The sequence below is a fragment of the Fimbriimonadaceae bacterium genome (genome assembly GCA_023957775.1).
Classification (GTDB): domain Bacteria; phylum Armatimonadota; class Fimbriimonadia; order Fimbriimonadales; family Fimbriimonadaceae; genus JAMLGR01.
Genome location: JAMLGR010000010.1, coordinates 19,091 through 38,582, shown reverse-complemented (window position 1 = coordinate 38,582; position 19,492 = coordinate 19,091). Strand labels below are relative to the sequence as shown.

The 19,492-nt window shown below is 65.6% G+C and carries 17 protein-coding genes; 14 read left to right on the top strand and 3 right to left on the bottom strand.

The annotated features are described in order from the left end of the window. The first annotated feature begins 1 nt into the window (after window position 1). The 10 genes from M9921_09735 (at window position 2) to M9921_09690 (ending at window position 12,026) form a co-directional block, all read left to right on the top strand. Window positions 2-1,297 carry an MFS transporter gene (locus tag M9921_09735; protein MCO5297125.1) on the top strand — a complete coding sequence of 432 codons (1,296 nt, stop codon included), beginning with the start codon at window positions 2-4 and terminating at the stop codon, window positions 1,295-1,297. Then, entirely contained in the window at window positions 1,294-1,614 is a 321-nt protein-coding gene (locus M9921_09730; protein MCO5297124.1) for a UxaA family hydrolase, read from the top strand. The genes M9921_09735 and M9921_09730 overlap by 4 nt, the downstream gene beginning before the upstream one ends. Further along, complete coding sequence (locus M9921_09725) at window positions 1,607-2,809, top strand: UxaA family hydrolase (protein ID MCO5297123.1); 1,203 nt, start codon at window positions 1,607-1,609, stop codon at window positions 2,807-2,809. The genes M9921_09730 and M9921_09725 overlap by 8 nt, the downstream gene beginning before the upstream one ends. Continuing rightward, entirely contained in the window at window positions 2,806-3,879 is a 1,074-nt protein-coding gene (locus tag M9921_09720) for a mandelate racemase/muconate lactonizing enzyme family protein (GenBank protein MCO5297122.1), read from the top strand. The genes M9921_09725 and M9921_09720 overlap by 4 nt, the downstream gene beginning before the upstream one ends. Before the next feature lie 13 nt (window positions 3,880-3,892). Beyond that, window positions 3,893-4,636: an SDR family oxidoreductase gene (locus tag M9921_09715; protein ID MCO5297121.1), complete on the top strand. Its 744-nt coding sequence runs from the start codon at window positions 3,893-3,895 to the stop codon at window positions 4,634-4,636. A 3-nt stretch (window positions 4,637-4,639) separates the two neighbouring features. Continuing rightward, window positions 4,640-5,659, top strand: coding sequence for a sugar kinase (locus M9921_09710; GenBank protein ID MCO5297120.1), 1,020 nt, complete (start codon window positions 4,640-4,642; stop codon window positions 5,657-5,659). 4 nt (window positions 5,660-5,663) lie between these two features. Further along, the gene (locus M9921_09705; GenBank protein MCO5297119.1) at window positions 5,664-6,299 is read left to right on the top strand and encodes a bifunctional 4-hydroxy-2-oxoglutarate aldolase/2-dehydro-3-deoxy-phosphogluconate aldolase; all 636 of its coding nucleotides are present in this window, start codon (window positions 5,664-5,666) and stop codon (window positions 6,297-6,299) included. 9 nt (window positions 6,300-6,308) lie between these two features. Further along, entirely contained in the window at window positions 6,309-7,517 is a 1,209-nt protein-coding gene (locus M9921_09700) for a hypothetical protein (protein ID MCO5297118.1), read from the top strand. Between the two features lie 1,063 nt (window positions 7,518-8,580). Then, complete coding sequence (locus tag M9921_09695) at window positions 8,581-10,401, top strand: hypothetical protein (GenBank protein ID MCO5297117.1); 1,821 nt, start codon at window positions 8,581-8,583, stop codon at window positions 10,399-10,401. Between the two features lie 23 nt (window positions 10,402-10,424). After that, a complete protein-coding gene (locus M9921_09690) occupies window positions 10,425-12,026 on the top strand; it encodes a DUF2961 domain-containing protein (protein MCO5297116.1) in 1,602 nt (533 codons plus the stop codon). 27 nt (window positions 12,027-12,053) lie between these two features. Here the strand turns inward: M9921_09690 and M9921_09685 are convergent, their stop codons facing one another. The 3 genes from M9921_09685 to M9921_09675 all read right to left on the bottom strand — a co-directional run bounded on the left by M9921_09685 (window position 12,054) and on the right by M9921_09675 (window position 13,956). Next, entirely contained in the window at window positions 12,054-12,548 is a 495-nt protein-coding gene (locus tag M9921_09685) for a hypothetical protein (GenBank protein ID MCO5297115.1), read from the bottom strand. A 65-nt stretch (window positions 12,549-12,613) separates the two neighbouring features. Continuing rightward, complete coding sequence (locus M9921_09680; GenBank protein MCO5297114.1) at window positions 12,614-13,537, bottom strand: HDOD domain-containing protein; 924 nt, start codon at window positions 13,535-13,537, stop codon at window positions 12,614-12,616. Window positions 13,538-13,560: 23 nt separating this feature from the next. Continuing rightward, window positions 13,561-13,956: a hypothetical protein gene (locus M9921_09675; GenBank protein MCO5297113.1), complete on the bottom strand. Its 396-nt coding sequence runs from the start codon at window positions 13,954-13,956 to the stop codon at window positions 13,561-13,563. Between the two features lie 94 nt (window positions 13,957-14,050). Between M9921_09675 and M9921_09670 the strand changes: the two genes are divergently transcribed. From M9921_09670 to M9921_09655, 4 genes are read left to right on the top strand one after another with little or no spacing between them, the layout of a single operon-like run. Continuing rightward, complete coding sequence (locus M9921_09670) at window positions 14,051-16,501, top strand: hypothetical protein (protein MCO5297112.1); 2,451 nt, start codon at window positions 14,051-14,053, stop codon at window positions 16,499-16,501. Next, window positions 16,392-16,901, top strand: coding sequence for a hypothetical protein (locus M9921_09665; protein ID MCO5297111.1), 510 nt, complete (start codon window positions 16,392-16,394; stop codon window positions 16,899-16,901). Before M9921_09670 ends, M9921_09665 begins: the two co-directional genes overlap by 110 nt. Window positions 16,902-16,930: 29 nt before the next feature. Beyond that, window positions 16,931-18,088, top strand: a complete 1,158-nt coding sequence (locus M9921_09660; GenBank protein ID MCO5297110.1) for a TlpA family protein disulfide reductase — start codon at window positions 16,931-16,933, stop codon at window positions 18,086-18,088. 3 nt (window positions 18,089-18,091) lie between these two features. Next, window positions 18,092-19,417, top strand: coding sequence for a TlpA family protein disulfide reductase (locus M9921_09655; GenBank protein MCO5297109.1), 1,326 nt, complete (start codon window positions 18,092-18,094; stop codon window positions 19,415-19,417). Window positions 19,418-19,492: the final 75 nt, after the last annotated feature.

The following is a 19,492-nucleotide window of genomic DNA, read 5'->3' as shown; positions in this document are numbered from 1 at the left end:
CATGCCCGAAACCTCTGGCTCGCCGGGTCCCGCCGCGATCATCGGCCGATTCCGCTGGTGGATCGTCGTCCTCCTGTTCTTCGCCACAACGATCAACTACATCGACCGCCAGGTCATCGCCCTGCTCAAAGGCACGCTGACGACCGAGTTGGCGTGGAGCCCGGACCACGCCGAGGAGTACTACAGCTGGATCGCCGCGACCTTCCAAGCCCTCTACGCCATGGGCTACCTCTTTGGCGGTCGGCTGATGGACGTCATCGGGTTGCGCCGCGGGTACACGCTCAGCGTCACGCTTTGGAGCTTGGCGGCGGCCGCGGGCGGCATGGTCAGCTCCGTATTCGGGTTCTGCTTCGTCCGAGGCGCGCTCGGTCTTGCGGAGGGCGGCAACTTCCCGGCGGCGGTCAAGGCCGTCACCGAGTGGTTCCCGAAGAAGGAGCGCGCACTGGCCACGGGCATCTTCAACGCGGGCTCGAACTTCGGCCCCGTCCTCACGCCCCCCTTGGTCGCATGGCTCACGCTCAGCTACGGGTGGCGTTCGGCGTTCTACGTGACGGGCTCGTTCGGGCTCGTGTTCGTGATCGCTTGGCTCCTCGTGTACAAGCGGCCCGAAGAGCACCCGAGCGTCTCGCCCGCGGAACTCGCGCACATCCAGAGCGACCCGCCGGATCCCGATACGCGCGCGTCGTGGGCGTCCCTGCTCAAGGTCAAAGGCGCGTGGGCGTTCATCGTCGGCACGGCCTTTGGTTCGCCCATCTGGTGGTTCTGGCTCTTCTGGGCGCCCGACTTCTTCGACAAGCGGTTCGGCCTCGATCTCAAGAACATCGGCTTGCCGCTGATCGCCATCTACCTGCTGGCGGACGTCGGAAGCGTGGGCGCCGGCTGGCTCTCCTCCTCGATCATCAAACGCGGCTGGGATCCGGTGCGCGCCCGCAAGATCGTCATGTTGGGATGCGCGCTCTGCGTCGTGCCGGTGACCCTCGCCGCGAACGTCCCCACGGCTTGGGGCGCCGTCGGGCTGATCGGCTTGGCCGCGGCGGCCCACCAAGGCTGGTCGTGCAACCTGTACACCCTGGTTTCCGATACGCTGCCGCGCCACTCGGTCAGCTCGGTGGTCGGCATGGGTGGCTTGGCGGGCTCGGCGATGGGCATGTTCTTCTCGCTCTACGTCGGCAAGGTCCTGCAGGAGACCCACAGCTACTCGACGATCATGGTCCTCGCGCCGGTCGCGTACCTGGCGGCCCTCGCGATCATCCACCTGCTGCTGCCGGCGAAGAAGGAGCAGGGAGCCGCGGCGTGATCCCCCGCGCCTTCCGCGTGCACCCGGACGACAATGTGGCGACGCTGCTCGACGATGCGGAGCCCGGTGCGGTCGAGGTGGTGGGGAATGGGACCCTGCAACTGCTCGAGGCCGTAAAGCTCGGGCACAAGGTCGCCTTGGCACCCATCCCAAGAGGGCGACCGGTGGTCAAGTTCGGGGTGCCCATCGGCGTGGCGGGCGCCGACATCGAACCGGGGCAGTGGGTGCACCTGCACAACCTCGTCAGCGCGCTCGATGCCCGCAGCCAGACGCTCGACCTGCACACCGGAGCCGCGACGGACACTCCCTATGTGTGAGACGTGGCAAGGCTATCTGCGGCCCGATGGGCGTAAGGGCGTGCGCAACCTCGTGCTCGTCATCTACACCGTCGAGTGCGCGAAGTTCGTGGCCCACGCGATCGGGGAGGGGGAGGAGGACGTGCACGTCGTGGGCTTTCCCGGGTGCTACGACAACCCCTACGCGATTCGGCTCATGCTGGCCCTGGCGCGCCACCCCAATGTGGGCGCCGTGCTGGCCGTGGGGCTCGGGTGCGAGTGGACCCAGCCCGCAAAGATCGCCGAAGCCGTGGCGGCCACGGGGCGGCCGACCGAAGCCTTTTCGATCCAAGACGCGGGTGGCACGCGCAGCGGCATCGCCAAGGGCAAGGGCATCGTGCATGCCATGCGCCAGAGAATCCGAGAGGAGACCCCGCGGGTGGCCATGACCCTGGCCGACCTCGTGGTGGGATGCGAGTGCGGCGGAAGCGACGGCACGAGCGGGCTGGCGGGCAATCCCGTGGTCGGCAAGTTCTTCGACCGCCTGGTCGATACGGGAGGCACCGCGATTTTCGAGGAGACCGTGGAGATGATCGGGCTGCGCGCCATCATGGTCGCCCGCGCCGCGAATCCTTCGGCCGCAACCCAGATCGCCGCGGCGTACGACAAGGCCGAGCGTTACTGCCGGGACGTGCGCCAGTACAGCGTCTCGCCCGGCAATTTTGCGGGCGGCCTCACCACGATCGAGGAGAAGAGCATGGGCGCGTTCGCCAAAAGCGGCTCGCGACCCATCGAGGGAGTGATCAAGGTCGCGCAACAGCCCCCGGGTCCTGGTTTGTGGCTGCTCGACAGCGTGCCGGACGGGCACTTCATGCAGTTCGGCTACACGAACCCGAACGACACGGAAGGGATCATGGATCTCATCGCCGCAGGGTCCCAAATCGTGTTGTTCGTCACGGGTCGGGGTAGCGTGATCGGTTCTCCGATCGCTCCGCTCGTTAAGGTGACGGGGAACAGCGAGACGTTCCGCCGCATGGAGGAGGACATGGACTTCGACGCAGGGCGGGTGCTCGGAGGGTCCGTGACCCTGGAAGAAGCGGGGAAGGAGTTGGAGTCCCTGGTTGTCCAGGTGGCCGCCGGCACGCCCTCCAAACCCGAGGCCCTGGGGCACCGCGAGTACTTCGTGATGTACAAACACCAAGACGCGCCCAGCCTCGACGAGGGCTGCCGGGCGTGAAGATCCGCGAGGTCCGGTTCTTCAAGGCGCTCTCTCCCCTATCGAGGCCCATCGCCGACAGCACGCACGCGATCCCGGAGATCGGGTTCCTCGTCACGCGGCTCACCACCGACACCGGCGTGGTGGGAGAGGCGTACCTGCTCGCGTTCCACTACTCGCCCAACGCCATTCGCGGCGCCCTGAGAGACGCCGCCGCGATGGCCGAGGGGTGGGACCCCGCGGACGTTCAGGGCCTGGTTCAGGAGTGGGAGCGGGCTTCGGAGTACTTCGGAAATCCCGGCCTCAATCGGTGGGCGCTCGGATCTATTGAGATCGCGATGTGGGACGTGCTCGCGCGCGCCCAGGGAGTGCCGGTGTGGAAGCTGCTGGGCGGCAATCCCGCTCCAGTGCCCCTCTACGGGAGCGGCGGATGGCTCTCCTACTCGGTGGAGGAGCTGATCGACGAGGCTCGGGGTTACGTGGGGCGCGGGTTCCGGGCGGTGAAGGTGAAAGTCGGATCGAGTTTGGAGAACGACCTGGAGCGGCTTCGTCGGGTCCGGGAGGCGGTGGGGCCGCACGTCGAGCTGTTGATGGACGCCAATCAAGGTCTCGACCTGGACGGGGCGATCCAGCTCGCCAAGCGGGCGCGCGGGCTGGATATCGGGTGGTTCGAGGAGCCCCTTGAGCACACGGACTTCGACGGCTACGCCGCTCTGAACGGCGAGACCGACATCCCACTGGCCATGGGCGAGCGCGAGTTCGACCTCACGGCTTTGCGCGAACTGTCGGGACCGCGCAAGGCCCTTGACCTGTGGCAGCCCGATATTCTGCGCCTCGGGGGCGTCACGGGTTGGATGGCCTCCGCCTCGCTTGCGCAGGAGCGGGGACTGCCCGTGCTGCCGCACTTCTACAAGGAGTACGACGTGCCGCTGCTCTCCACGGTGGCAAACGTGCGGGGCGCGGAGTCGTTCGACTGGGTGGACCCCTTGATCGACTCCCCAATTCGCATGGAGGGAGGGTTTGCGCGCGCGCACGAGGGGCCCGGTTGGGGTTTCCGGTTTCTAGACGAGCACTTGGTGGAGGCGGGCTAGTATCGTGGTGAGCATGAACCCGTTCTTGCTGGAGGGGGAGACCGCGCTGATCACTGGCGGCGGCACTGGGATCGGCCTCGGCATCGCCAGGTGCTTCGTTGCGTCCGGCGCGCGGGTCGTGCTGGTCGGCAGGCGTGAGGCAGAGTTGCGCGCGGCGTGCGACGACCTCGGATCCGAGGCGACGTACCTCGCCCAGGACATCACGGAATTCGACCAGATCCCTCGCCTCGTGGAGCGAGTGGGTGAGGTGTCGATCCTCGTCAACAACGCGGGCATCCACCTCAAGAAGCGCGCCGTGGAAACGACCGTGGAAGAGTTCGAAGGCGTCTTGCGGACCCACGTGTTGGCCGCCCACGCGCTGTCGGCCGCGGTCCTGCCGGGGATGATCGCGCGCAAGCACGGCAGCATCTTGTTCACCGCGTCGATGACCTCCTTGATCGGGATGCCGCTCGTGATCGCGTACTCGGCGGCGAAGAGCGCGTACTTGGGGATGGTGCGAGGGCTTTGCACGGAGGTGGCCGAGCACGGCGTGCGCGTCAACGCGATCGCTCCGGGGTGGATCGAGTCCGCGATGACGCGCAAGGCGCTCGACGCGGACCCGGCGCGCAAGCAGAAGGTGCTCTCGCGCACCCCGATGGGTCGCCTCGGCGACCCCGACGACATCGGGTGGGGCGCCGTCTACCTGTGCTCCGACGCGGCGAAGTTCGTGACGGGCGTGTGTCTGCCCATCGATGGGGGGGCGAGCATCGGGTTCTAAGCCATGAAAGTCGTGACCTTCGGGGAGATCATGCTTCGCCTCAGCCCGCCCGGTAACGAGCGGTTTCTGCAGGCGCGCTCCTTCGACGCCCACTTCGGCGGGGCTGAAGCGAACGTCGCGGTCGCCCTTGCGCAGTGGGGCGTGTCCTCTGCGTTCGTGTCCGCGGTGCCGGACAACGACCTCGGCCAGGCGTGCCTCAACACGTTGCGCGGATGGGGCGTGGAGACGGCGTTCGTCCAAAGGGGAGCGGGCCGGCTGGGCATCTACTTCCTGGAGCACGGCGCGAGCCAGCGGCCGTCGAACGTGATCTACGACCGGGCCGAAAGCGCGATTTCCCAACTGGACCCCGCGTCGCTCGACTGGGACGCGATCTTCGAGGGCGCCACATGGTTCCACTTCTCGGGCATCACCCCCGCGCTTTCCGAAAGCGCGCGGACGGCCGTGGCCGAGGCGGCGCGCACCGCCAAAGAGCGGGGCCTGACGGTGAGCTGCGATCTCAACTATCGCAAGAAACTCTGGACCCGAGAGCAGGCGCGGGCCGCGATGACCGAGCTGATGGAGCACGTGGACGTCTGCATCGCGAACGAGGAGGACGCCGCGTCGGTGTTCGGCATCGAGGCCCAAGGTTCCGACCCCGAGGCGGGCACCCTCGACGCACCGCAGTACGAGGAGGTGGCCCGCCAACTCGTCGAGCGATTCGGGCTGAAGGCGGCGGCAATCACCTTGCGGCTGAGCCACTCGGCCTCGCGGAACGGCTGGTCGGGGGTGGTGTTCACCGACGGCGCGGCGACATTCGGCCGGTGGTACGTCATCGATGTGGTGGACCGGGTCGGCTCGGGCGACAGTTTTGCTGCGGGGCTGATCTTCGGGTTCCTGCAGGGCATGGACCCGCGGGAGGCGGTCGAGTTCGCCGCCGCCGCGGGGTGTCTCGCGCACTCGGTGCCCGGCGACTTCGGCGTGTTCAGCCGCGAAGAGGTCGAGTCGCTGGTGAAGGGCGGGGGTTCCGGGCGCGTGAGGAGGTAGGCCGATGACCCGAGAGAAGATTCTCGACCGAATTCACCACCCGGGCATCGTCGCGATCGTGCGATCCAAGTCGCCCGTGGCGTTCGCGCCTCTGTGCGAGGCGCTCGACGCGGGGGGTATCCGGGCGATCGAGGTGACGATGACCACTCCCGGTGCACTGGAAGCCATTCATTCGGTACCCGAACGATTGCGCGACCGTATCGCCTTCGGCATGGGCACGGTGCTCGGCGTGGAGGACGCGCGCAACGCGCTTGCCGCGGGATACCAGTTCATGGTCACGCCCGTGATGCGGCTGGACGTGGTCGCCTTCTGCCGGGAGCGGGACGTGCCCGTGGCGTGCGGAGCGTTCACTCCCACCGAGGCGCAACTCGCGTACGAGGCGGGTGCGGACGCGATCAAGATCTTCCCGGCCGAGGTCGGCGGGCCCGCGTACATCAAGTCGATCCTGGGGCCCTTGCCGCACCTGAAGATCATCCCGACCGGGGGCGTGTCGCTCGAGACCTGCAAGGCGTTCCTGGATGCGGGGTGCGTGGCGCTCGGCGCGGGTGGAAGCCTCGTGTCGGAGAAGATTCTCGCCCAAGGGGACTGGGAGGAGCTCACCCGCAGAGCCAGGGCTTTCGTCGAGGCGTGCCGCCGGTAGAATCCGGCCATGGCACGCGAGTCTTTGGCCCGGTCCGTCAGGGACGCCGTCGACCGGTCGCCGGTCTTCGACATCCACACGCACCTGTACCTGCCGTCGTTCGGGTTGACGCTCTGGGGGATCGACGAGCTTCTCACGTACCACTACCTCGTTGCGGAGACGCTGCGGTTCTCCCCGATCGCGCCGGAGGTGTTTCTGGCGATGCCGAAGCGCGAGCAGGCGGACGTGGTTTGGGACACGTTGTTCGTTCGCCACTCGCCGATCTCCGAAGCCACGACCGGCGTGGTGACGACGTTGTCGGAGTTTGGTTTCGACCCGAACGCGCGGGACCTCCGAGAGGTGCGCGAGTACTTCGACACGGTGGCGTTCGACGAGCATCTCGACCGGGTGCTCGACCTCAGCGGGGTGCGTTCTCTCGTCATGACGAACGACCCGTTCGACGGGCGGGAGGCGCCGCTCTGGGAGGCTCCCAAGCGAGATCCCCGTTTCCATGCCGCCCTGAGGATCGACCCCCTGCTCGGCGGCATTTCGGTGGGTTCGAGCGGCGCCGCGGCGAAGGTTCCCACCGAAATCGGCGCCATACGGACGTTCCTCGAAGGCTGGGTCGCCAAGATGCGGCCCCTTTACATGGCCGCGTCCCTGCCGCCGACGTTCGCCTTCCCCGAGGACTCGCATCGCGCGCGGGTGGTGGCCGAGGCGATCTTGCCCGTATGCAAGGAACACGGACTGCCTTTTGCGATGATGATCGGAGTCCGCAAGCGCGTCCATCCCCGCTTGGGCGACGCGGGAGACAGTCTCGGGCTGGCCGACATGGGAGCGGTCGAGCGCTTGTGCGAGGCGTTTCCGGACAACCGGTTCCTGGTCTCCGCGCTGGCGCGGGAGAACCAGCAGGGTTTGTGCGTGGCGGCCCGCAAGTTCTCGAACCTGTTGCCGTTCGGGTGCTGGTGGTTCATGAACAACCCCTCGCTGGTGCGCGAGACCACGCTGCTCCGCCTCGAGCTGTTGGGCGCGAGCTTCGTTCCGCAGCACTCGGACGCCCGCGTGCTCGATCAGGTCGTCTACAAGTGGAAGCACTCGCGCCGGGAGATCGCGGACGCGCTGGTCACCCGTTACGAGGCGATCGAGCGGGCGGGACGGACGATCTCGGACGAAGAGATCGGGCGCGACGTGCGCGCCCTGTTGCACGACAACGCCAGCGCGTGGGTGATCGCCGAATAGTGTCGACAACGAGTTGGTTTTCGGCGAGGTGAGCTCCACGTCCCAACGGGGGGCTCACCTCGGGTCAGCTAGCCCCCGATGTTCAGCGCGGCCTGAATTTCCTCCCACTTGCTGTTGGGCCCTATGGGGAGTGCTGCCTTGGGTCGCTCCGTGCGGACCCAGGCAAGGGCAGGCCTGCCACGCACCATGAGAATCGCGAGCCTGACGTTTCGGTCCCGATTCGAATCGGCGATCTTTTTGAGGATCGCGTTTGCCCGGGACGTGACCTGCATCAACTTCTCGTCGTGGGACCGTGAGGGTCGCGTGCAGGATAGGAGCTGTGCTGGGAAGACGCAGTTAGATTTTGAAGGAACCTGGTAGAGGTTGCCACCGGAATCTGCCCCCCAACACATCTGGGGACCCGAACCTACGGGAGCACCCTTTCGAATGGGGATTACAATCGATTTGGGATCAAGGGACATCTTATCGATCAAGTTGTCGATTGTGATTTGAGCGGCCCCAGCGCCTCGGTGCCCCTCCTTCGCTGGTCCCTTGTAGACCAGCATCAGTTGAGAGTTGATCACAACGAACCCAGGATAAAGCGTTGGTCCCTGTGGCTTGAGGTCACCAGTGAGCGACTCCAACTGTCGAATCCCATTACCTAGGGCGACCGAAGTGGGAAGGCCAAGCTTTATCGGCCACCAGTTCGGCGGTTTGGAACCGGGCACGCAGTTCACCGGTCCACCGGGGTAGCAACTCCAGGTCGGGATCGCATTGTCCGAATCAAATTCCCAATGTTGATCGTATCCGCCGTCCGGGCCCGGAGCCTGTAGGAGGCAACATCCGACGTCAACCGCTGCAGAGCCGGCCCCTTCTCCAGCTCGGGCGTTGACGAACACAAACATGCCCGTCGAAACCGCAGCGGCCGTCATCAAGATCGTCGATATGCGTGCGTACTTATCCATCCATTGTCTCCTCGTTCACGATGCGTGAACCACGGCCAGAGCCTATGACCCACGGTGTGACGAATCCGTGACAGCCTCACCCCCTTGCCAACCCTAGCACCGAGTCCTATACTCCTCGCATGGTCGCCGCACTCGTTGCGCTCCTGATCACCGCGGGTCAGGGCACTCCGCTCAATACGGGCAACGCCCAGGACCTCTCGCTCACCATCGTGCGCCGGATCGATGGACCCAAGCAGGACACGGGCGGCGGGGACAGCGAGTTCGCGCGCTTCGACGTGTCGGTGGACCTCGAACCGGCGCATGAGGGCGAACCCAAAATCGTTTGGCGATCGATGTGCATCAACGCATGCCAAGGTCCGCCGCCCAACCACGCCACGCACGCCGCCTGCAACCGCCTGTGCGACCGGCCCTGTTCCGAGAGCCACAGCTTCGAGGGTGATGGTGCTGGTTACTGGCGAACGCCGATCGATTTTCTTCCCCAGGGCCGGGTGGATTCGTGGCGGTTCGAATACGGCGATGTCATGCGCGCCTCCGCCGCACGAGGACTTCCATGGGCGAGCTTTGCGCCGGTGCTGGACGCGGTGAACCAGTTCAAGAAGGCGTTCGCCAAGCGGACGGTGAAGTTCGAGCGGCCGCATATCGTGACACCTGACGAGCCGTGCGCATACCAGGAGTACCTCCTCTACGAGCGGCCGTACGACGTCGTCCTCACGGTCACCGTCACCCTGATGAGTTCAAAGGGTGGACGGCCTGCGACGGAAGCGGGGAGGTTGTTCGACCACAAGAAGATCCGCATTGCGGGTGCGACCTTGGTCGATCCTGGACCGACGGTGGCACCGCGCGGTCTGGATTGCGCGTGCGAGAAGACCCAACACGCCTCCACGGGCTCCGACCCCCCCAAAACGATGTTCGGGAGCGACTTCAAGATCCTGCCGACCCAAACGCGAACGGCGGGGTACGCGAGCCTGCAGCGGGAATCCTTTGCCAAGGCGGGTCGCTACTCCATCGTCGGCGAGAGCATGAATGCCGTGCAGGTCTCCTTCTCGGGGAGCGATGCCCGCGGACTGTTCCTCCCCGCCGGCACCCGGCTCGTGCCGGACGACTCCAGCGCCCAGGAACTCGTGGTGGCCGAGAACGCCGAGCTGCTCCGCTCGACTTTCGGAGTCACCGCCATTTCGGATGCGGAGCCCCAGCGCGTGCGCGTGCTGTGCGCCCAGATGAAGAAGGAGGCGCCCACGGCGAAGACCCGTTACGCGGTCGCCTACCCCAAGGATCCCACGTTCCGACGACTCGCCGGCATCGCGGCGGCGTCCCGCTCGCGAGGCCCTTGGGACCAGGCGCGCCTCTGGATCTACACCGACGACGCCAGCTACGACACGATCCTCGACCGCCTCGATCCACCAATCACCAAAAGCTCTTACGTGCGCGTGCTGCACGACGTGTTGGGCGGATCGCTCCCCGAGGCCAAGGCCAACAAGCTGAGGGGCCTGCTCAAGCCCGAGTTCCTGGCAGAGCCCATCCCCGACGACCCCTCGGCGAACTGGGCGCTGCGGACGGCGCTGGCAGCAGACCCGAAGGCGGTGGTTGCGGCGACCCGGGGAAAGGTCGCCGAGTGGTTGCGCGAGCCGGAGACGGGAGCCAGGTACCTGGCGACCGTGCTGTGGCAGATGATCGACTCGGAATCTCCCGAGGCCCATCTTGCTGCGGCCGCGATGCTGCTCCACGAGGTGCCCGATTCTCTCCGCGACGCCATGGGCCGATCCCCGATACTCGATCTCGTCGTCACACGCCTCTTCTCGAGCGACGAGCCCGAAGTCCTAAGCTGGCTCGACGTGTTCGCCCGTTACGGCATCGATTCCGCCAAGCCGTGGATCGAGGTGTTGGCCGCCAGTGGCTCCGGAAAGGCGAGGGACCGGGCTCGGGAGCTCCTCAGGCAGTGAACTCTCCGTTCGGTCCAGGCCCCATGGGATCGCTTGCCGCGCCGCAGAGCGGACGCAGCCGGCGCGCCACCTCCACCTTTCGGGAGGGGCCGGACGGCAACTACGACCCCACGGCACCCCCTAAGAGCGACCTCGAGGAGAAGAGCAATCGCGACAACTTTCGAATCCCCCCGGGGCAGACCCATGTGCTGATGGATGTCGAAGGCCCGGGCGTGATCACCCACATGTGGATCACGTTTCTCGGGCCCGAGCCTCATCCGTGGGCGAAGGATGGGTCCGCCAACCACCAGGAGCTGCTGCTGCGCATCACGTGGGATGGCAGCGACCGGCCGGGCGTCGAGGCGCCTTTGGGCGATTTCTTCGGCGGTTGCTTCGGCAAGCGCAGCGAGGTGATCAGCGTGCCCGTGACCACCCAGGGCGGCGACTCGTACAACTGCTTCTGGCACATGCCGTTCCGCAAGTCGGCTCGCGTCGAGATCGTAAACGAGAGCGACAAGCCCCTCAGCCTCTTGTACTACAACATCGACTGGGTCCAGCGCGACTCGCTGCCCGAGGACACGCCCTACTTCTATGCGCAGTACACGCAGCGCTATCCGACCGGCAACGGCGAGCCTTACACCGTGCTCGAAACCGATGGGAAGGGCCACTACGTGGGGACCGTGTTCTGCGTGCGCACGCGCAGCCCGTACTGGTTCGGCGAAGGGGACGAGATGATCGCGATCGACGGCGAAGCGATTCCGTCGATTTGGGGCACGGGCACCGAGGACTACTTCCTGTGCGCGTGGGGTTTGGAAAAGACCCTGACTCCCTACTTCGGGGTGCCTTATTTCGACCAGTGGGGCATCGTGGGCGGTCATACGAGCGCCTACCGTTGGCACGTGAACGACCCGATCGTGTTCAACACGTCGATTCGAGTTCAGTTCGAGACGTTTGGGTGGATGTCGCCGGACGAGAACCCCGAGTACCGGGCGATGAGCTGGAACCCGCGCGAGGACGACTATGCCAGCGTGGCCTTCTGGTACCAGACGGGGGCGCCGACGTTCGCAGCCCGGGCCCCCCACGCGCGCGAGCGCGCGCTCCCCAGCATCGATCGGATCGTCGCCCTAGCGGCTTCGCTCGAGCCGCCCTCGCAAGAGCCTGAAGAGCTGCCACGGTTGGAGTACACGGGGAGACCGAAGCCGGTCGGGAGAGAGCGGGCCGTCCGCTCGTTGCCGGAGCACTTCGAGCATCCGGTGCTGGTCGTTCCCGCGCCGGACGGTGCGTGCGCAGTGGAGATTCCGTTCGATGTGAGCGTGAAGGAGCCGTTGCGGCTTCTCGTCACGATGGGTCTCGGTCCGGATCTGGGCATTTTCGTGCTCTCGCTGGACGGCATCCGGCTTGGGGAGCCGATGGACCTTTACGCGCCGGAGGTCGGTGCGAGGGAGTTCCACTTCTTGGACTTCTGGCCCGCGCCCGGTCGCTATGTGGTCCGGCTCGAGTGCGTGGGGAAGAACCATCTTTCGGGCGGCGGCGCGCTCATGATCGAGTCCGTGCGGCTGCGGGAGCGGCGCCCGCGCGTGCAGGCGATGGCGCACGATCGCGAGAAGGACTGGCGGCAGGAGCCCCTGTACTACGCAGGCACCTGAGTGTCAGAGGGCCGTCCGTGTGATCTGTCACGGGGCGGTGCGGACCTTCGAGGCCCGGACGATCTTCACGAGGAGGATCACGACGATGACGCCCCCCAACACGTACTCCGTAGCGTGGGTCAACGCAACGGCCATGAGCCTTCGATCGTGCTCGAAGGTCGGCCCTCGCTGGTGCATCGGTACGAGCCCTGCGAGACCGTAGACCGCCAGCAGGATCCCCATCATCAGAGCCCAGAGCCAAGCCAGCGCGCGGACGATCCAGCCGAAAATCTGGGACCAAGCCACTGGTTGCGGGCGACGGCGGTTCACCCACCAGAGGAGGAATCCGGCGCCAAGGCCGAACCACCAGGATGCGCCCACGCCCCAGATCAGCGCCATCGCGATCGGAGAGTCGCTGTCGATCACGTGGGGGTGGTGGACCGTGAAGTACTCGACGGCGACGTGGGCTGTGACGAGATCGAGCGCGATCCCGAAGATCGCGGTGGCCGCAACGACGGCGACAAGGAAGCGCACCGGCGACATGTTCACACCTCCGTTCCATTGAACCCGAAGGCGATGCGCGCCGAAGCGTGTCGCCGCAGTCGCTCCTACGGCGAAGGCGACTGGGAATCCACGTACCCGGAAACGCGGAGGTGGGCTTGGACGGACTGGAGGAGGGCGGCGATCTCCTCGTCCTGCATGCCCACCTCTTCTTCCACTTCGGGAGAGATGGTCCGGGCGACGGGCCATGGCTCAAGTCCGGTGTCGCTACCGACGACGATCTGGTTGGCGTAGTTCAGACAACAGAGCGGTACGTACTCTTGTTCGAAGGACGACGGCTCCTCGAAGCACCGAAGCGCGGTCGTAAACACCGACGCCATGTTCCAGGAACTGGCTGCGTCTGCGCCCAGTTGGAAGAGGGACTCTCCATAGAGGGCTCGATACGCGCTCTCGACACTGGTCTGGGTTCGAAGGGCGCTGTGAAACGTCCTTCGGAACACCTCGTGGGCCACCTTGGCGAGCAGAGCCACCGGCAGGCTCAGGAGGAGCCCTGCCGCGTAGAGATCGTCTGCGCTCCAAGCCGACTCGAACGGCTTCGATTGTTTGGCGCGCGCATAGAGGAATCTCGCGATGATCGCGGTCGCCGTCGAGCGCATCGCGGAGCGCCGAGGGTTGAACGGCCCGACGATCTCCCCACGGCGAATGGCAAGGCTCACCAGCATCGAACTGGAGATGGACCGGACGGTGTTCTGTCCAAGGCGCATGATCACCTGGCGGATCGAGACGGGCGGTTCCCGATCATGGGCCGACAGCGAGGCGTGGCGCAGGAGTTCGGCGGCGAGACCGGGGTCCTCTAGAATCACCTGCTCCAGTTGGCGCGCCCCGGACTCACCCTCATCGATCAACTGGATCAGCCGGAGGGCCGTTTGAGGCAGTTGCGGGAGCGAGGAAGCCCTGCGGAAGAGCAGTTGCAGGCGGGCGTGCTCTTCCGCGGTGCTCTCGTTCGACGGCCGTGGTTCAAATGTCGACATCGGTGATTAGGCAGCCAGCGAACCTAGTCTTGGTCCAAGTCGCCGGAGTCGGGCGGCGGGTTGGCCGTGATGTCCAGGATCATGGAGGCGGCGATGAGCGCCTCCGAGTCCGAAGCGAAGAAGACCACGCGATCGGCTGCGGGCCACCCCAATCCCGGTCCGTCCAGCACCGGCGGCGCGGAGTTTCGATCGGCACATCCCACCAGAGTCCAGGTGCATGTGCCCGAATACGCTTCCGCCTTGAGCAGGTCCTCGGTCCGGGAGTCGATGCGGGTTGCGTGTTCGGCAAGGTACGCGTGGACGGCGTCCCAGGGAGTGGCCATCGACGCGTGTGCGGCTGGTCGATTGACGGTTGGCGTGGTCGGGATCGGGCCTTGGCCGATCGCGGTGACGATGAAAACGGCAAGCAGAGTGTTCATGTGGCCTCCGATCACCTAGGATTCGCGACCAACCATTTCACTTGCATTTCACTTTCAGCTCCGTGTTATGATCGGAGGGCGAGGCGGTTCGCGAATGAAGTGGAAAGCGTGCCTGTTTGGGCCGTTCAGTTTGGTGGGGCCTGACGGCAGGCTCTTCCGAACCAGGAGCAAGCGACTCAAGGCGATGATCGCCTATTTGGCGTCGCAACCATCGTTGTACGCGGACCGTCGGGCCCTCGCCCACGCCCTGTTCGACGAAGACGACCTCGCTTGGAGTCCCAATTTCGCCCTGCTCCTAACCCGCGCTCAAACGGCCTTGGCGGCCCACTCCGAGCTCTCCTTGCTCTATGTGACTCCCGATGAAGTCGGGCTTTGCGCGTCGAGTTTTCTGTGCGACGTCAAGGCGTTTGCCGAGGCCACCCAGCGCGCGCGCCACGAACGCGATTCGTTGGCTGCCTGTGCGTTCTGGCAGGAAGCGTTGGATGTTGCCCGCGCGACGCCTTTCAGCGACCTCGAGCACCCGTTGCTGAGCCCGATCCGATCGCAGCTCCAAGGCATGGTGCTCGAAGCTCTGGAGTGTCTTGCCACGGGGCCCTTGGGCCAGAAGCACGCGCCGTTGATTCTGGAGCGGCTCGCGGAGTTTGGTTTCCAGCGGACGCCTTCGTCGCACCGCGTCCAAGCGTTGATGCGCATCTACGCGGCCCTGGGGTTGAAGGAGGAAGTGGTCCAGACGTTCTCCTCGTACGAGGCCCAACTCGACGACGATTGCGGCGAACAGGTTCCGAGCGCGGTGTCGAGCCTGTTCGAGTCGCTGCTCTCGGGGATGGATCGGCCCCAGGGTCGCCGCTGGGGCATCGCTCCCGAATCGGCGCCGATGGTCGGTCGCCGGGAGCATCTGGCGGCCCTCATGGACTTGGTGCGAGACGATCGCGGGAGGCGCTTGACGACGCTGACCGGGCAATCGGGCATCGGTAAGTCGCATCTTCTGCGTGTCCTCTTCTGGCGGGTTTCCCCTCTGATGGAGACCGCCCACTTCGACTTCGAATTGCAGCCACCGGATCTCGTCGCGCGGCTGCTGACCGAGAGCACGTGCGAGGTCGTGTTGCTCGACCATGTCGAGGCGGAGCATCGGCATACGGTCGAGCAACTTCTCCGGACCCATCCGGAGGCCCGCTTCGTGTGCGCCAGCCACACCCGTCTGGGGCTGCCTGGCGAGGGAATGATGACCTTGGGGCCGTTGGAACTGGGAGATCCGTGCACCCCCGGCCCCGCCATCGAGCTTCTCGTGCGCAACCTTGAGCGGGTGGTCGACCCGAAGGCAACGGGATCTCCCGATGCGCAGCTCTTCGAAATGGCCGAACTCTGCGATGGCATTCCGATGGCCCTCGAGATCGCCGGCCGCCTCGGAGGATCGATCGGCGTGGCCGCCACGATCGGCAGCCTGCGCCGCAACCTCGATGCACTGACAAGCGACCGGGGCAGTGCGAATCGTCGCTCCTCCCTCCGGAACGCGATCGAAAGCAGCTATCGCAATCTGGGTCCGCAGGCGCAAGGCGTGGTGACCCTGGTTGCGGGATTGGGCGGTCGTTGCCACATCGATCACCTGCTCGAGTGCTCCGGAGCGATGCCGTGCGATCTGGAAGAAGGGCTGCTCTCCGGGTTGATCTCTCGCGATGGAACATCCTCGTACGTTCGCGTTTTGCGTTCGACTGCGGCCGCGCTGACATCGGTCTCCGAGGGGGGAAGGAGCGCCGACCTGTTTCGGCGCTTTCGAGAAAGGAGCGTCGATTGGTTTGCGCGGCGTGGCGAGGAGACGCCGCTCGACCTCCAGATCGCGGACTCCCTTCCCGTGGCCCTCGAGATCGTGGGCCAGTTGATCGGTGAAGGTGCGGGCGACCACGCGACCCTCTTGTTCGCGTCGATCCGACCTTGGCTCGGATCCAGCGCCTTGGGCACATCGCAGCTTCAAGCCGTCGACCGATTCCTTCTCGTGGACCCGCGTGTCGAAGCTCCCGGGTGGTTGCCCGCGGTGCTCTCCCTGTCCGCCGCCTACTTTCACGCAGGCGCGTTCGAGCGCATGAGGGAGCTCGTCCAGATCGCCCTCGAGATGACCCCGGAGCGGGCCGCGGCAAGCGATCAAAGGTGTCAACTGACGATGCAGTCGGGGCTCGCCGAACGCGCGCTCGGCCACCCCGAGGCGGCCATCGAGAGGTACCGCCAGGCGCTCGCGGAAGCCGACGAAGAAGTCGACGAGTCGACGCTCGTCAAGTGTTACTACAACCTGGGAACCCTCCTCGAGTCGCAGGAGCGGTTGGACGAGGCTTTGGCCGCCCAAGAGGCCGCCTCGGATCACTTCACGGCGGCGACCGATCCCCGGGGTGGAGAGCCTTGTGAACACATGTATCGGGCGCCTGCGTTATCGACTGGATGCCGATTTGGACTCCGCCGGGCTGATCCTCGAGGCGACCCTGGCGCACGCGCGGGAACGCAACGACCTGCGCGCCACCGGCGAGATCCTCCAAAATCTGGGCCAGATCGCATTTGAGCGAAAGCTGTACGCGAAGGCCGCCCTCTCGGAGGTCGTGGGCACGTTGCTCTTGCTCGACTTTGGATACAGCGAGGAGTTTCGGCGCCTGGCCAAGTCGTCGATGGTCACCCTGTGCGCAAGTCTTTTCGAGTTGGGATTCGATGAGGAGGCCCGGACGACGCGAACCTTGATCGATCGCTTGGGCGCCGCGCCGCTCTATGCGCCCAACCAGCGTCTGTTCGAGCGGCTCGAGAAGAGGACGTTCACGCAGCCACCGAAGCTGAAGGTTGCGATAGCGGGGGAGCGCGAGGTGCGGGATCATCTCGCGCGGTGCGTCGATCGCCTGCGCTCGCTGCCTTCGGCCGGTCAGGCGGCGGATTGGTTGAGCGTCATGCATTCCGTGGTCGGCGCAGGGTAGTGCTCGACCCATCTTGGTACACTGCGCGCATGGTGACCTTGCTCCTAACCGGCGCCCTCCTTGCCTCCCAAGGCGGGGGCCTCACATTCGTCCCCAGCGGCATGACGGCCAAGATGGGCGGCTACATTCCAATCCGCGCTGAAATGAGCGCCGACGCCACGGGCGTCGCCAAGAGGCCGGGCGGCCTTCAGGCGCCGATGTTCGGGTCCTTCGCGATCGAAGGGAAGCGCTACGCGTTCATCCTCGACGATCCGGACGGCGGCACCGCGCAGCTGTACGTGGACAGCAACGCGGACGGCGACTTGACCAACGATCCCGCCACGACGTGGGCGCCCCGCAAGCAGGGGGAGATGACGATGTACTTCGGCGGAGCCCAAGTGCTCGTCCACGGGGACCTGGCGTCGGTCGTGGTCTACAAGTTCGACAAGAACGACCCGCAGCGCGCGGCGCTGAAGAACACACTGCTCTACTACACCGACTTCGGTTATCAGGGCAAGCTGACGGTCGGCGGAAAGACCTATCCCATCGCTTTTGCCGGGGGTGTCGAGCCGACGACCCGTCTCTGGGTGGATCGCAACGGAAACGGCAAGAGCGACGGCCGTGCGGAGAGCATTTCTGCCGACAAGCCGTTCAACTTCGGCGGGACGACCTACGAGTTGAAGATCGTCGACGGAGCGTTCCAGGCCGTCACCTCGAGCAAGAGCGTGGAGGAGTTCCCGCTGCCGCCCGACCTCAGCGTCGGCGCGATGGTGCCCACGTTCCAAGCCACTGCGACGGACGGCACGAAGGTCAGCTTCCCCAAGAGCTACGCCGGCAAGATCGTCATGGTGGACTTCTGGGCGACGTGGTGCGGCCCGTGCATCCAGGAGATGCCCAATGTGATCAAGGCGTACGAGAAGTACCACGACAAGGGCTTTGAGATCCTCGGGATCAGCTTCGACCAGGCCAATGCTGCCGAAAAGGTGGCGGCGTTCACAAAAGAGCACTCGATGCCGTGGAAGCAGGTGTACGAGGGCAAGTACTGGGACACCACCATTGGGAAGCAGTTCGGCGTGGAGGGCATTCCCTTTGGCCTGCTCGTCGATGGCGACACGGGGAAGGTCCTGGCCAGCGGGAACGCGATCCGCGGCGCAGCGCTCGAGAAGGCGATCGAAGCCGCCCTTGCGAACCGGAAAGGCGGAGGCTAGCCCATGCTGGTCCTGGCCCTCGGCGTGGTCGCCTGCGCCTGCGGGCAGCAGCACACGGCTGCCGGCCAAGCGGCGATCACGCTGGAGCTTGCGCTCTCCCAACGCGCCCTCGATATGGAGGCGCTGCAGAAGAACATGATGGGCTACATGCCTTCGGGGCAGGCCCTGGTCGATGAGAAGCCCAAAGGGATCGCCAAGGAACCGCCGTACAACGGCAAACCGCTGTACGGGGCGTTCCAGGTGGGCAACGGACCGCGATGCGTCACCTACTTCGCCGTCGACGAGGCGCCTGGGCAAACCGGGCGTCTCTTTGTGGACCTCAATCAAAACGGGGACCTGACCGACGATGGCCCGCCGACGTGGGACGAGGCGAAGGAGATCGACGGGATCGTCTCTTATTCCAAGGCGGTCGAGGTCCATGCCTCGTGGGGATCTCCCATTTCCGAAGAGGAGTCAGGCACCTACACGCTCTTTCTTTACAAGCGCGACGGCGACCCTCGTGTGGGGTGGACGAAGTTCAGCGCGCGCGAGGGGCGGTTGACCCTCCACGGCAAGCCTCACCGGCTCCTTCTGGTGGAGAACGGGAGCGACGGCATCTTCACGGTCCCCAAACAGGGGGACCGCACGCGTCGTCCCATCGAGCTGATGGTGGATTTGAACGACGACGGCCTTTTCACCGGCTATGCCGAGACTCGGGATGGCAAGACGATGCGCGTCCGGGAGCGGTTCTCGATCGATCGGCCCTTCGAACTCGACGGCCAGTGGTGGGACGCCATGCCGTCGATCAGCGGAGCGCAGTTGACGTTGGTTCCATCGGCGCCTCCCGGCGCGGGATCGGAGGCGCCCCAGGCCCCGGTCGAAGAGAAGTCGCTTCTCGCCGCCGGCACCGTCGCGCCCGACTTCGTGGCCCAGACCCCGGATGGCAAGCCGATCCGGCTCAGCGACTTCAAGGGAAAGGTCGTGATCCTCGACTTCTGGGCGACGTGGTGCGGACCATGCAAGGAGTCGATGCCGGGTCTTCAGAAGATCTACGATCGGGTTCGCGATCAGGGGGTCGTGGTGCTCAGTCTCAACGTGCTGGACGCCAAGGCGCCGTTCGACGCGTGGATCGCGAAGAACGGGGGGACGACCTACACCTTCACGTTTGCCTTCGACCCGGCGGGCAGGGGCAAGGAGAGCATTCCGACGTCGAAGTACAACGTGTCGGGCATCCCGACAATGTACGTGATCGGGCGGGACGGGAAGGTGAAGGACGCCCTCGTGGGATCGGGAAACGAGGCCAACTTGGTCAAGGCCCTTGAGCGCGAAGGAGTCCGGGCGGGTACCTAGCATAACTACCGGAAGTGGGCCAATCGGGTTGCCGAAGAGACGGAAAGGCGTTACCATGGGTCTGGACCTGGGCGC